This window comes from Streptobacillus felis, assembly GCF_001559775.1.
In the GTDB taxonomy this organism is placed as follows: Bacteria; Fusobacteriota; Fusobacteriia; order Fusobacteriales; family Leptotrichiaceae; genus Streptobacillus; species Streptobacillus felis.
The window spans coordinates 47,382-61,954 of record NZ_LOHX01000073.1 but is presented as its reverse complement, the minus strand read 5'-3'; the positions used below and the strand labels follow the sequence as shown (position 1 = coordinate 61,954).

The 14,573-nt window shown below is 25.1% G+C and carries 12 protein-coding genes; all 12 read right to left on the bottom strand.

Annotated elements, in window-relative coordinates:
• Window positions 1-4: 4 nt before the first annotated feature.
• The 12 genes from rlmD to rpmF all read right to left on the bottom strand — a co-directional run bounded on the left by rlmD (window position 5) and on the right by rpmF (window position 14,552).
• Window positions 5-1,396 (bottom strand): 23S rRNA (uracil(1939)-C(5))-methyltransferase RlmD, encoded by a 1,392-nt coding sequence (gene rlmD, locus AYC60_RS01105; RefSeq protein ID WP_067320240.1) that lies wholly within the window; start codon window positions 1,394-1,396, stop codon window positions 5-7.
• Window positions 1,393-2,535 (bottom strand): pyridoxal phosphate-dependent aminotransferase, encoded by a 1,143-nt coding sequence (locus AYC60_RS01100; protein WP_067320238.1) that lies wholly within the window; start codon window positions 2,533-2,535, stop codon window positions 1,393-1,395. The genes rlmD and AYC60_RS01100 overlap by 4 nt, the downstream gene beginning before the upstream one ends.
• An 8-nt stretch (window positions 2,536-2,543) precedes the next feature.
• Window positions 2,544-5,360 (bottom strand): excinuclease ABC subunit UvrA, encoded by a 2,817-nt coding sequence (gene uvrA / locus AYC60_RS01095; RefSeq protein WP_067320230.1) that lies wholly within the window; start codon window positions 5,358-5,360, stop codon window positions 2,544-2,546.
• An 11-nt stretch (window positions 5,361-5,371) separates the two neighbouring features.
• Entirely contained in the window at window positions 5,372-6,277 is a 906-nt protein-coding gene (locus AYC60_RS01090) for a DMT family transporter (protein WP_067320227.1), read from the bottom strand.
• Between the two features lie 8 nt (window positions 6,278-6,285).
• Window positions 6,286-6,888 (bottom strand): Holliday junction branch migration protein RuvA, encoded by a 603-nt coding sequence (gene ruvA / locus AYC60_RS01085; protein ID WP_067320224.1) that lies wholly within the window; start codon window positions 6,886-6,888, stop codon window positions 6,286-6,288.
• A gap of 1 nt (window position 6,889) precedes the next feature.
• Entirely contained in the window at window positions 6,890-7,660 is a 771-nt protein-coding gene (gene murI / locus AYC60_RS01080) for a glutamate racemase (protein WP_082762529.1), read from the bottom strand.
• 17 nt (window positions 7,661-7,677) lie between these two features.
• Complete coding sequence (locus AYC60_RS01075; protein ID WP_067320223.1) at window positions 7,678-8,562, bottom strand: hypothetical protein; 885 nt, start codon at window positions 8,560-8,562, stop codon at window positions 7,678-7,680.
• Window position 8,563: 1 nt separating this feature from the next.
• Window positions 8,564-9,607 carry a rod shape-determining protein gene (gene mreB / locus AYC60_RS01070; protein ID WP_067320221.1) on the bottom strand — a complete coding sequence of 348 codons (1,044 nt, stop codon included), beginning with the start codon at window positions 9,605-9,607 and terminating at the stop codon, window positions 8,564-8,566.
• On the bottom strand, window positions 9,608-10,987 hold the full coding sequence (cysS, locus tag AYC60_RS01065; protein ID WP_197416918.1) for a cysteine--tRNA ligase: 1,380 nt from the start codon (window positions 10,985-10,987) through the stop codon (window positions 9,608-9,610).
• A gap of 7 nt (window positions 10,988-10,994) precedes the next feature.
• Window positions 10,995-13,334: an endonuclease MutS2 gene (locus AYC60_RS01060; RefSeq protein WP_067320216.1), complete on the bottom strand. Its 2,340-nt coding sequence runs from the start codon at window positions 13,332-13,334 to the stop codon at window positions 10,995-10,997.
• Window positions 13,335-13,458: 124 nt separating this feature from the next.
• Complete coding sequence (locus AYC60_RS01055; protein ID WP_067320213.1) at window positions 13,459-14,313, bottom strand: M48 family metalloprotease; 855 nt, start codon at window positions 14,311-14,313, stop codon at window positions 13,459-13,461.
• Between the two features lie 47 nt (window positions 14,314-14,360).
• Entirely contained in the window at window positions 14,361-14,552 is a 192-nt protein-coding gene (gene rpmF / locus AYC60_RS01050; RefSeq protein WP_067320210.1) for a 50S ribosomal protein L32, read from the bottom strand.
• Between the last annotated feature and the right edge of the window lie 21 nt (window positions 14,553-14,573).

Sequence of the window (14,573 nt, the reverse complement as noted above, 5' to 3'; positions counted from 1 at the left end):
CTCTCTATATTTTAGATAATAAGACTACAGTTTCTAAATGAGGTGTATAACCAAACATATCAACACATACAAGCCTTTTTAATATATAATCATTATCTTCAAATATCTTTAAATCATCTGCTAAAGTTTTTGGATTACATGATACATATATTATATTATCTATGCTATATTCTACTAATTTTAATATTGTTTTTTCACCTATTCCACTTCTAGGTGGATCTACTATTATTATATCAGGTTTAATATTTTCATCATCTAAAACTTTTAATTTTTCAAAAACATCACCTGCAATAAATTTGGCATTTTTAATCCCGTTTTCTACAGCATTTTCATTTGCTTTTATCACTGCTTCCTCTATAAGTTCTATACCATAAACCTCTTTTGAGTACTTAGCAACAATTTGACCTATAGTTCCAGTACCACTAAATAAATCAAATACTATAGGTTTTTCATCTTCTTTTGTTATATATATTAAATTATCTATAACTTGTTGATAAAGCTTTTCAATACCAAAGGAATTAGTTTGAAAAAAAGAATATGGACTAATTTTGAAATATAAGTCAAATATTTTTTCTCTAATATCTCTACTACCATGTAAAATTATTTCTTTATCTGCTTTTACAGAATCAGATTTATCATCATTTATTGTATGAATAATAGATTTTAATTCCATATTTAAATCAAGTTTAAGTAAACCATTTTTATATTCTTCAATAATAGAAAAATCTCCCTGTGATGTTGTAACAATATTAACCCCAAGTTCTCTTGTTTTTTCACCTTTTCTAATCACTAAATTACGTAAAAATCCTATATGAGTCAGTCTATGATAAAAAGGTATATTTTTACTTGAAAAAAAATAATTAGTAAATTTAGTTATATTTCTAAAATTTTCATCCATTAATTTACATTCATTTACATTAACAATGTCATGAAACGAATTTTTTTTATGTAATCCTAAAATAGTTGGACCATCTTTAAATTCATTACCAAAACTAAATTCCATTTTATTTCTATATTCTTTATTCTTTTCCATAGTAACAACGGGTAAAGTAATATATGCTCTATTTTTTATACTATTTTCTATTAATTTATATACAAATTTTGCTTTAAGGTTAGCCTGTTCTTCATAATTAAGGTATTGAAAAGTACAACCTCCACAAGTATTAAATTTTTTACAAAATGGTATAGAAACATTTTCATCAGAATCAACAATTTCTATATTTCTAAGTTCTATTTTATTGTTTTTTATCTTACCTATACTAGCTTTTATAGTTTGACCTGGTACTACATTCATGTTAGCAAAACATTTTCTTTCATCATTTTCTAAATAACCATATGGTTTAGAAGGAAAATCAATACCAGATATTTTTAAGCTTATTATTTCACCTTTTTTCATTTGCATTCATTCTCAACATATTTTCTTAGTCTTTCCATTGCCTCATCTATAACATCATCACTTTGAGTAACTGATAATCTAAAAAATCCTTCTACATTGAAACAAATACCAGGAACTATTCCTAACTCAGTTTTTTCTAATACATCTAAGGCAAAATCAAGAGAATTTTTATCTGAAAACATTGTATAATCAACAAATAAATAGAAAGCTCCTTTTGGCTCAATTACTTTAAAACCTATTTCTCTTAATCCTTTAGTCATACGTATTAATTTAGCTTTATTTACTTCAACAACATCTTCCCTAGTAGGAATATGCTCACAGGCATAAATTGCACCTAATTGTCCTACTGTATTAACACCAGTCATAGTATATTGTCCTACCTTATTCATATTATCAATAATTTCTTCAGATGCAAGTGTATAAGCTACTCTATACCCTGTCATTGAATGTGATTTAGAAAAACCATTAATAACTACTATTTTATCAATTAAATCTGTGTATCTTGCAAAAGAATGATATTCATCAAATGCAAGTACTGAATATATTTCATCACTTAATAAATATATTTCGTGTTTTCTTAATAATTCAGCAACCTTATCCATTTCTTCAAGAGGCATAACTGTACCAGTTGGATTGTTTGGATAAGTTAAAATGATAACCTTTGTTTTTGGAGTAATATATTGTTCTAGAATTTCAGCTGTTAATTCAAAATCAACGTGTTTTAAATCTATAAAAACAGGTTTAGCATCCATTAATAAAATATTAGGTTCATATCCAGGATAAGTTGGTGTAGGCATAATTACCTCGTCACCTGGTTGTAATACAGTTCTTAAAAATGATGATATACCTTCAGTAGATCCTGCATTTGCTAATGCATTTTTCCAAGTATAATTTGAACCATAAAGTTTATTATAGTATTTAGCAACTGCCTCTCTATATTCTATAGCACCACCTGTATTTGTATACCCAATTTTTTGATTTAAAGTGATATCTGACATATATTTTTTTAATTCATAAGGTATATCATTACCTGGTTCCCCTATAGTCATATTGATACCATTTTTAAAATCAGGCATTCTAGCCGAAATTTGTCTAATAATTGAAATTTGTAAATTCTTTACTACTTCATTGATGTGCATATTTCCTCCTATTTATTTATATGTTTTTTTAAAAATTTACCTGTATATGAATCTTTATGTTTCATTATTTTATCCGGTGTGCCTTCAACAACTATATATCCACCTTTATCTCCACCTTCAAGACCTATATCTATAATATAATCAGCACATTTAATAACATCTAAATTATGCTCTATTACAACAACACTATTTCCCTTTGAAACCAATCTATCTAAAACTATCAATAGTTTTCTTACATCCTCAAAATGTAAACCAGTTGTTGGTTCATCTAGTATATACATAGTACCTTCTTTTGCAACTTTAGATAATTCTGATGCAAGCTTTATTCTCTGTGCTTCTCCTCCAGAAAGTGTTGTAGCTGGTTGTCCAAGTGAAATATAGTCCATTCCAACATCTATTAAAGTTTGTAATTTTCTTTTAAGTGAAGGAATTGCTTCAAAAAATTCAAAAGCATCTATAACACTCATATCTAATACTTCAGAAATATTTTTACCTTTGTATTTAACTTCTAAAGTTTCTTTGTTATATCTTTTACCTTTACACATTTCACATTCAACATAAACATCTGGTAAGAAGTTCATTTCTATTTTATTTATACCTGCTCCAGAACAAGTTTCACATCTACCACCTTTTACATTGAAAGAAAATCTACCTTTATCAAATCCTCTTATTTTAGCATCGTTAGTTTCTGAAAACAATCCTCTAATATCATCAAATATTTTAGTATATGTAGCAGTATTTGACCTAGGAGTTCTACCTATAGGACTTTGATCAATGTTTATAACTTTTTTTACATTATCTATACCCTCTACTTTACCATGTGATAATGGAAATAAAGTTTTTTCATTAAGTCTATTGTGTAATATTGGGTAAAGCGTTTGATTTATTAAACTAGATTTACCACTACCACTTACACCTGTAACAACAGTAAATATTCCTAATGGTATTTTTAAATTTACATTTTTTAGATTATTTCCAGTACAGTTATTAATTTTTAAATATTCATTAGATTTTCTAATTTTTTGTGTCTTATTAATCTGAATTTCTTTATTAAGATATTTAGCTGTTAATGTTTTACCATCATTTATTATATCAGCAGGTGTACCACTTGCAATAATTTCTCCTCCGAACTTTCCTGCACCAGGTCCAATATCTATTAAAAAATCAGATTCTATCATAGTATCTTCATCATGTTCAACAACTATTAATGTATTACCTATATTTTTTAAATCTTTTAAAGTTTTCAGTAATTTATCATTATCTCTTTGATGTAATCCTATACTTGGTTCATCTAAAACATATATTACTCCAGTAAGCCTTGACCCAATTTGTGTTGCAAGTCTTATACGTTGTGATTCTCCTCCAGAAAGTGTTTTAGTCATCCTATCTAATGATAAATAATCAAGTCCAACATTAATTAAAAATGAAAGTCTATTCTTTATCTCTTTTAAAATTTCCTCAGCAATTTGTTTTTCTTTATCGGTTAATTTTAAATTTTCAAAAAATTCTAATGAATTTACAATACTCATATTAGTTACATCAATAATACTTTTATCATTAATAGTAATTGAAAGTACAGTGTCATTTAATCTTTTACCTGCACATTTAGAACATTTAGTTTCTATCATATATCTATTTTGTATCTCTTCTCTATTTGATTCACTCATAGATTCTTTATGTCTTCTTTTTACAAGATTAATTAACCCTTCAAATGTTCTAAAACCATCATAATTATATTCTTTTGTATGTATAGCAAAATGATATTCTTTATCACTACCATAAAAAATTAAATTTTTTTCGTAATCTTTAAGATTTTTAAAAGGAATATTTGGGTCTATATTATGTCCTTCTAAAAAAGCCATAAAAAGTTTCCATGTCCATGAAGTTGGAGAACTTCCTCCAACTATAGATAATGCACCTTCGTTTATCGATAATTCATCATTTATTAATATTGCATCCATATTAACTTCAAGAGATGAACCTAGTCCATTACATTCTTCACATGCTCCATAAGGTGCATTAAATGAAAAAAGTCTAGGATTAATCTCAGGGAAAGAAATTTCCGGATGATTACTACAAACAAAATTCTCACTGTATTTATGATCTACACCATTAATATTAACAATTAAATTTCCCTCAGATAATTTAGTTGCATTTACAATTGCTTCATTTATTCTTGAAATATTTTCTTCTTTAAAAACTATTCTATCTGTTATTAATTCTATACTATGTCTTTTATTTTTATCAAGTTCTATAGTATCATCTAATTCATAAATAACTCCATCAACTCTTGCTCTTAAATATCCTTGTCTAGATAGATTAATAAATAGGTTTTTAAAACTTCCTTTTTTGTCAACAACTAAAGGTGAAAGAAACATTAATTTATCTTTTTCACTACATCTTGAAAAAACTTCATTTGTAATTTCTTCTATACTTTGTTTCTTTACCAAAGTATTACATATTGGGCAATGAGCATTACCTATATGACCCCATAATAATCTCATATAGTCATAAATTTCAGTCATAGTACCTACTGTAGATCTAGGATTTTTTGATACTGATTTTTGTTCTATAGAAATAGCTGGTGATAATCCTTCTATACTATCTAACTCTGGTTTTTTCATTTGACCTATAAATTGTCTTGCATAAACAGACAAGCTCTCAACATATCTTCTTTGTCCCTCAGAATATATTGTTTCAAAAGCAAGTGAAGATTTTCCGCTTCCACTAACTCCTGTAATTACAACAAACTTATTCTTTGGTATATCTATATCAATATTTTTAAGATTATGTTCTCTAGCTCCTCTTATTTTAATATATTCCATTTTTATACTCCTTATTGATTGCTTGTATTTAAATAAACAATACTAATTAATAAAACTAAACCAGCTGTAATTCTTATTGGATCTAAATAATTTCCTAATAGAAACATATCAATAAATACTGATGTTAATGGAAAGGCTAATTCACAAATAGTTGAATAAATTGCCTTAGTTTTTTGTAGTCCTTTATAGTATAACTTTGCAGCTATCATACCCCACACTGATATTATCAATGCAAGTATTAATATTTGCTTATTTTGTGCAATATATATGATATCAGTTTTAGTTTGTGTAAAGTTTTTTAACAATAATATTAAAGTAATTATTGATGTAAACATAAATCTAATAAAAGTAGATAAATTTGCGTTAAATTTAACAGCAACCTTCCTACTAAAAGTAGTAGATAATCCAAAAGATATTGCAGCAATTAACGAATATAAAGCTGGATATATAGATTTCAGCTCTATGTTCAATGGACTATTCAGTCCAAAAGTTAAAAAATATAATGATAATAATGAAATCACAAATATTATTTTAAATTTTTTAGTTATCTTTTCTTTTAACAATATATAAGCTGATAATATCGCAAAAATTGGTTGAGATTTTTGGATTAATATTACTAAACTATATGGATTAAATTCACTTAATTGTAATGCCTTTACTATAGATAATGTACCTATAGTTCCTCCAAATAAAGCTATTAATATAAAATAAAATATATCTAATGGTTTAATTTTTTTTATATCTTGTGTATATTTTCTATTTGTAATCAACATATAGATAAAAGGCAATAAATGTGCAATAAATACTATTAATAGCACATTATATATCCCATATTGAAAATAACGTGGTGTTAATAATACTCCATCTATACCCCACATCATAGCTCCAATTATTATCAATATCCATGATAAATTCATAATTTCACCTACTTTTTCTTTTTATTAATATTCAATAATGCAAGTTTTATTAATTCTTGCATATTTAATTCTTTTATCATGCTATCTTCAATTAAATTACTTACATTTACTTTCTCATATCCTAAAGATTCTAGAGCTAATTTTAAATTCTCTTTTTTATTGTACATTTCAAGCATTTCTTGACTTGTTGCAGTTTTAGATATTCTTAAACCTTCTAATTTATCAGATAAATCCACCATAATTTTCTCAGCTTTTTTCATTCCTATACCAGGAACTTTAGCTAATTCCTTAAAGTTTTTTGAAGAAGCTATAGCTGCTAGTTCTTCAAATTCAAAATTTGATAAAATTGCTATTGCTTTTTTGGCACCTATTCCATTTATTGCAATACATTCTAGAAATATGCTTCTTTCAAGTTCATCTTTAAATCCAAAAAAAGATATATCATCTTCTTTAACTATAGTATGTATAAAAAGTTTATCTTTTTTACCTATCGAATTTAATTTATCATAAGTTTTTATTGAAGTATATATTTTATATCCTACTCCATTTATATCTATAACAACATAATTTAAGTTTTTAATTGTTATTACCCCTTCAAAATATTCATACATTTTATTCTCCTTTTATCTCAAAAATATTATCGGTCTCTATTGAAAATATTTTTTTAAGATTATTTTTAAATTGTTGCTTTTCTCCAGAAACATAATAATTAGTACTCGAATTTTCATGTTTATTTTTTATTAAATTTCTTTTTTCTATTATATTTATAATCTCAACAGAAGGATCCACAATATTTAAATTATTATAGATATTTTTTATTGAAGATTTTATTATAGAATAATGTGTGCATCCTAATATTAAAGTATCTATATTTTTACTTATATTATTCACATACTGATTTATTAATTTATCAATATTTTCCCCTTTTATTTCACCACTTTCTATCGTTGTAACAAATAAGGGGCAAGGTTGTGTATATAAAGAAATATTTTCATCAATATTTTTTAACACTTTTTCATATTTATTAGATTTTACAGTAGCTGTGGTTGCAATTAATCCAACATTTTTACTTTTTAAATTTATTACACCATTTACTCCCGCTTCTATTACACCTATAATGTTTGTATCAATTTTATTTTTTATTTCATCTAATGCTAATGAAGTTGCAGTGTTACATGCAATAACAATCAATTCAACATTTTTCTTTAATAAAAATTCTACTATTTCTTCCGAATATCTTAGTATTTCTTCTTTAGTCTTTTCTCCATAAGGTAGTCTAGCTGTATCTGCATAAAAATGTATATCAATTTCTGGATATTTTTTCCTTATTTCATTTAATACAGTTATTCCACCCATACCCGAGTCAAATATTCCTATAGACATTTTTGTCACCATTTTCTTTAAATTTTTGATAAAGTATGTATGAATAAAAACATTAATAATTTTATATTAACATTGTTATCAATAGCTAGTTTATATTCAATAAGTTTGTCAAGATATCTTGCGTTTTTTAACTTAGAATATTTGTTAATACATGTATTCATAAACATTTTTATTCTTTCTCTAGTCTTCTTGTTATCATTGTTTACTAAAAGTATTGACATAAGTCTTTCTTTAACCATCAACACATCTAATTTTTTCATAAATTTAATATTTTCTATTAAATATCTAATTGCACATTGATATGCAGTTATAGAATATATATTTTTATCATCAAATATATTTTTAATTGAACTAAAAATTTCATCTATTTCTTCTATTTCATATATATTAATATCAATTTTATCAACATTATCTAAATATAGGTTTAAATAATCTAAATTATTTTCATAAAAATCAAAAACAGACAAATTATTTTTAACTATATCAGTATTTATAGATAAATTTAAATTTAAAATAATAGATCTTGACTTTATAGTTTCAAGTATTTCAAGTCTTCTTGTCAAAAGAATAAAATATACATTTTTAGGAGGCTCTTCAATTACTTTTAGTAGTGCATTTAAAGGCTCTTTTTTAGAATTTTCTATTGAATTTATAATATATATTTTTTTATTAGAAATATATGGACTTTCAACAGAACTAATAATAATATCTCTTACATCACTTATTTTTATATCAGAATAATATGATACATCTGGATGATTTAATATATCATTACTGTTTTCAACTATTAATAAATTAGCAAATTCTTTTGCCTTATCTAATAAAGAAATTCTATTATCTGCATAAAGTAAAAAAGTAGCGCTTTTTTTTAAATTTAATATTTCATTTTCAAATACATTCATATTAATTCTCTCTCATTTGTAATGTTTTTAATAAATTTTTATTATCAAAAGCTCTTCCTCCGCCAAGTACTACAGAATCAAGTGGATGTTCTGATAAATATACTTTTACTTTAACTTCTTTTTCAACTAAAGTAGTAAAATCTTTAATCATAGATCCTCCACCTGTCATTACTATTCCATTATCCAGTATATCTGCTGCTAATTCAGGTGGTGATTTTTCTAAAACCTCTTTCGTAGCATTTATAATAGAATAAAGAGATGACTTAATAGCTTCATATACTTCATTAGAGTTAATTTCTAATGATACTGGTGTTTGTATTTCTAATTGTCTACCTTTAATAGTCATTACTCTTGGTTTTTCTTCATATAAAGCTGTACCTAATTCTTTTTTTATTAATTCAGCAGTTCTATCACCTATTAATAAATTATATTTATTTCTAACATATCTAACTATATCTTCATCAAATTTATTTCCAGCTATTCTTATTGATTTAGAAGCAATTACTTCATCTAAAGATAATATAGCAACGTCAGTAGATCCTCCACCTATATCTATAACCATATTCCCTGCAGGTTTAGAAATATCAATACCTGAACCAATAATTGCAGCTCTACCTTCTTCAATTATATATATTTTTTTTGCCCCACTTACTGAATCAAATAGTGCTTTCCTTTCAACAGGTGTAACTTCTAAAGGTACACAAATCATTACTTCTGGTTTAAAAATAGAGCTACCATAAATTTTATACATAAAATGTGATAACATTTCTCTAGTAGCATCTAAATCAGCTATAACTCCATCTTTTAAAGGTTTAATAGCTTCAATACTATCTGGTGTTTTACCAAGCATTTCTCTAGCATCTTTCCCTACAGCTATTACTTTCCCAGTTTTTTTATCTCTAGCTAATACTGAAGGTTCATTTAATACTATTTTATCTTCTTGTTTATCATAAATTAAAATATTGGCTGTACCTAAATCTATTGATATACTTTTATTTATTCTCAGTGATCTAATAATTCTTTTTATAAAATTCTTTTTAAACATTTATTTTACCTTTCTATCAGATGTTTTTATACCTAATTTTAGTAATTCATCACGTATTTTATCAGATAATGCATAATTTTTATTAAATCTTGCTTCATCTCTTATACTATTTAATAATTCTATTAATTTTTCAGTTATCTCATCATTTTTTTCTATTTCCATCTCTATTCCTAACACATTTTTTATATATTTTTCCAAAATATTAATTACATATTCTAATTCTTTAAAACTATTTTCACTTAATTTTTTATTTACTTTTCTAATTAAATCGTGTATTTGTGAAATAGCAAGTGGGGTATTTAAATCATCATCTAATGCTGAATTAAAATTATTTTCAAATTCTCTTATATAATCTTTTATATCATCATCATTTTTTGAATTAATTATGTCTATTTTTTTGTATCTAGAAATATTCTCAATAATTGACTGCAAAGTCTTTTTTGAAATTTCTAAATTTTCTATAGAATAATTAATAGGTTTTCTATAATGAGTAGATAACATAAAAAATCTAACTATATCTCCAGAATAATTTTTTAATACATCTTTTAGAGTAATAAAGTTACCTAAAGATTTACTCATTTTTTCTCCGTTAATCTCTAAAAATCCATTATGCATCCAATATCTAGCAAATGTTGATTTTTCATTACAAGAACAAATACTTTGTGCTCTTTCATTTTCATGATGAGGAAATAATAAATCTATACCCCCAGCATGTATATCAAAATTATCACCTAAAAATTCTTTGCTCATCGCTGAACATTCTATATGCCATCCCGGTCTTCCTTTTGAAAAAGGAGAATCCCAAAATGGTTCGTTGTCCTTCTTCTCTTTCCAAAGTACAAAATCTAAGGGGTTTTCTTTTTTTTCATTCTTATCTATTCTAACAGCAACACTTAAATCTTCTATTTTTTGATTAGATAATTTCCCGTAATCTGAATAATTATTTACTCTAAATAATACATCTCCACCAGAAACATAAGCATAACCATTATCTATTAAATTTTCTATCATTTTTATTATTTGAGGAATATATTCACTAACCCTTGGTCTTTTAACAATGTTTAATATATTTAATTTTTGAATATCATTCATAAATTCTTTTATGTATTTTTCAGAAACTTCTTCAAAGGATAAATTTTCTTCTATACTTCTTTTAATAATTTTATCATCAATATCTGTAAAATTTTGAACAAAATTTACTTCATACCCTTTATTAATAAAATGTCTTGCTAAAGTATCAAATACTATTACAGGACGAGAATTTCCAAAATGTATAAAGTTATAAACAGTTGGCCCACAAACATATATTCCAACTTTATTTTTTTCTATTGGTATAAACTCTTCTAATTTATTATTTAAACTATTATATATTTTCATTATTACTCCTCTATTTTAAAGTTACAATAGTTATTCCTAACCCACCCTCACTTGGATGACCATCCTTAAATTCTTTAACATAAACTGATTTTTTTAAATATTCATGGATTTTTTTTCTAAGTACCATGGTACCTTTACCATGAATAATTGCTACAGTTGTAAATCCATTTAAAATTGCTCTATTAAAGTATGTTTCTATTTCCTCTATAGATTCTTCAGCATTTTTACCTCTAACATCTATTTCACCTTTAACTAATGTTACTTTTGCATTAACAACATTAGTTTGACGTGTATTTTTTTTCTTTGGTATTTTAGCTACATCATCAACAGAAACCATTATTTTTAATATACCTGCTTGAACTTGTAATGAATTTTTTTCTGGTATTACTCTCATAACCTTACCAACTTGATTTAAAGTTTTTACTAATACTTCTTCATTAACTTCAAAATTAATATCTGACTTAGTATATTTTTTTACAACTACATTTTCTTTTTTACTATCTTCAATATATTGCTTTATCATATTCATATTCTTTTGTAAAATTTTAGCTTCTTCTTTTTTTACATTATCAGAATTAATCTTATCTACTAGAGCTTTTGCTTTATTTTGCATATCTTTAATATAGTTTTCTGCTTTATCATAAGCTTCTTTTAATACATTATTCTTTTCTTTTTCAAATTCAGCTATCTTGTATTCATAATTAGCTTTTTCATTAGCTAATTCTTCCTTAAGTTTGTTAACCTCCAAGTTCATTGCTTCTAATGTATCATTTTTTTCTTTTATAGAAGATAACATTTTTTCAACTTCTCTATTATCTTCACTAATATATGATTTTGCATTATCAATAATATCTTTACTTATTCCATATTTAGAAGCAATAATTAAAGCATTTGATTCCCCAGGTATACCTACAAGTAACCTATAAGTAGGAGATAGAGTTTCTGCATTAAATTCCATAGAAGCCGATTTAATTCCTTCATGAGTATATGCATGTGCTTTTACTTGACTATAGTGTGTTGTAATTAAAGATTTTATTTTTCTTTCTAAAATATGATCAATAATTGCCATTGCAAAAGCAGAACCTTCACTTGGATCTGTACCAGAACCTAGCTCATCTAATAGAATTAACGATTTAGAGGTAGCTTGATTTAAAATTTCTGATATAGATCTAACATGAGATGAAAAAGATGAAAGACTCTGCTCTATACTTTGTTCATCACCAATATCAGAAAGTACATTATCAAACATACCAATTATTGATTTTTCACTTGCTGGTATTGCAAGTCCTGAAAGTGCCATTAAAGTAAATAAACCTGCTACTTTTAATGAAACTGTTTTTCCTCCAGTATTAGGACCTGTAATCAACATTATTTTATCATGTTCATCTAAATCAAAACTTAAAGGTACAACCTTATCTTTAGATATAAAAGGGTGTCTTGCATCCACTAAATGTATTTTAGTATTATTTATTATTTTAGGTATATTAGATTTTGTATCTATAGCATATTCAACTTTAGCATTTAAGAAATCTATTCTTTCTAATATATCTTGAACTAATTCTAAATCTTCTAATTTACCTCTTAATATTTCAGTTATTCTTAGTAATATTTTTCTAATTTCTTCTTTTTCCCTTGCTTCATATTCTCTTAGTTTATTATTTAAAGAAACAACGTTTAAAGGTTCAATAAATGAAGTAGAACCCGTTGATGATCTATCATGTTCTATACCCCTTACCAATCCTTTAAAATCTGTTTTAATTGCAATTACATATCTTTCATTTCTTTTAGTAATAATCTTATCTTGAATAGCTCTTTGTGTATCCTTATTATTAATTAAAGCATCAAATTTCTCTTTAATATTATTAAATATAATAGTTTTTTGCTTTCTAATATCAACCAAAGTTAAACTTGCATTATCTTTAATATTACCATTATCATCTACAACCTCATCTATGAAGTTTTCTAAATCTTTTAAATCATTAACATCTTTAAATATATTCCATATTTGTTTATATTTATCTCTTACATTTTTAGCTCTAGATTTAGATACTCTATAAACTATCAAGTTTTTTCTTAGTTCATCTAAATCCTCTGATTCAAGATAATTACCAAAAATAGAAATAGGTTTTAAAAATCTTCTTATATTTGATAATTGTTCTAAGTCAAATCCACCATCATATTTATAAAAATCTAATAAATCTTGTAATATTGAAAATTCTTTATCCAATTCGCTTTTTTCTGTATATATTTTTAAGTCAATAAATTTTTCTTTTGTAATTTCTAATTTTGATTTATCTATTAAATTATTTAGTATTTTATGATATTCTAATACTTCATATTTTTTGTTCATTTTATTACCCCTTATAAAAATCTATTCTTATAAATTATATCATATTTTAGACTTTTTGTGAATAATTAAAGGTTGTATAAATATTTGTAAATACAATAAAAAAAGGTGATTAAAATCACCTAAATTATACTTCTCTTAATTTTTCTATTCTTTCTCCTGCACTAGGGTGTGATGACATTAAAGTTTGAGCCAAACTATGTTTCCCTACATTACCTTGATTTAAGATATATAATACATTTGCAAGTGTTTCACCATAGCCTAATTTTTTAGCATATCCATCTGCTACAAACTCTTGATTTCTACTTGATGATAAAACTAACATTACTCCTAATTTAGTCCAAATTTGAAATACACCTGAAATTAGTAAATCTATCATTATTCTAGAACGTGCATATGAATATCCTTTTTCTTTTGACATATTTACAGCAAATATATGAGCAAAACTTCTAGCAATTATTAAAATAAAGTTCATTATCATATTACTTACCATTATTATCAACAATAAATCTGTATCTTTATGTAATATATGAGAAAACTCATGTGCTAAAACTGCTTCTATTTGTTCATCATTTAGATTTTCATATAAACCTCTTGTAACACAAATTGTTTTACGACCAGTAGCAAAAGCATTCATATACATATCATTAGTCATAAATATCTCTATATCATCTGCTAATTCTGGATTAGATATATTAGCTTTATTATATACCTCATAAAATATTCTATCCAACCTATTTTTAACAACAGGATCAGTAATTTGCTTACAACCAAGTTGCCATCTTATTATTCTTTCACCAATAGGCGATAATGCTATATATAAAGAAAAAAGATATAATAAAATTGCATATATAAAATTAAAAGAACTTGTTCCAGCTAAACTAAATAAAAAATATATAAACATTATATTAATAAAGAAAAATATTAATATACCCGTATTTTTTTTATGAAACAAATTCCTAAAAAAATGTAATAAATACATACCATTTACCTCCTTAAAAAAAAATACATCTAAAAGATGTATTTTATCTATTCAACTATTTCTTCTGCTGATGCTTTTAGTACTTTTCTTCCTCTATATTCACCTGTTTCAAGATTTAATCTGTGAGGTCTTCTTACACTACCATTTGCTTCAACAACGAATTGCGGAGCATTTATTGAATCATGTGCTCTTCTCATATTTCTTTTCGCTTTTGACGTTCTTTTCTTAGGTACTGCCATTTTGAGCTCCTTTCTACATAA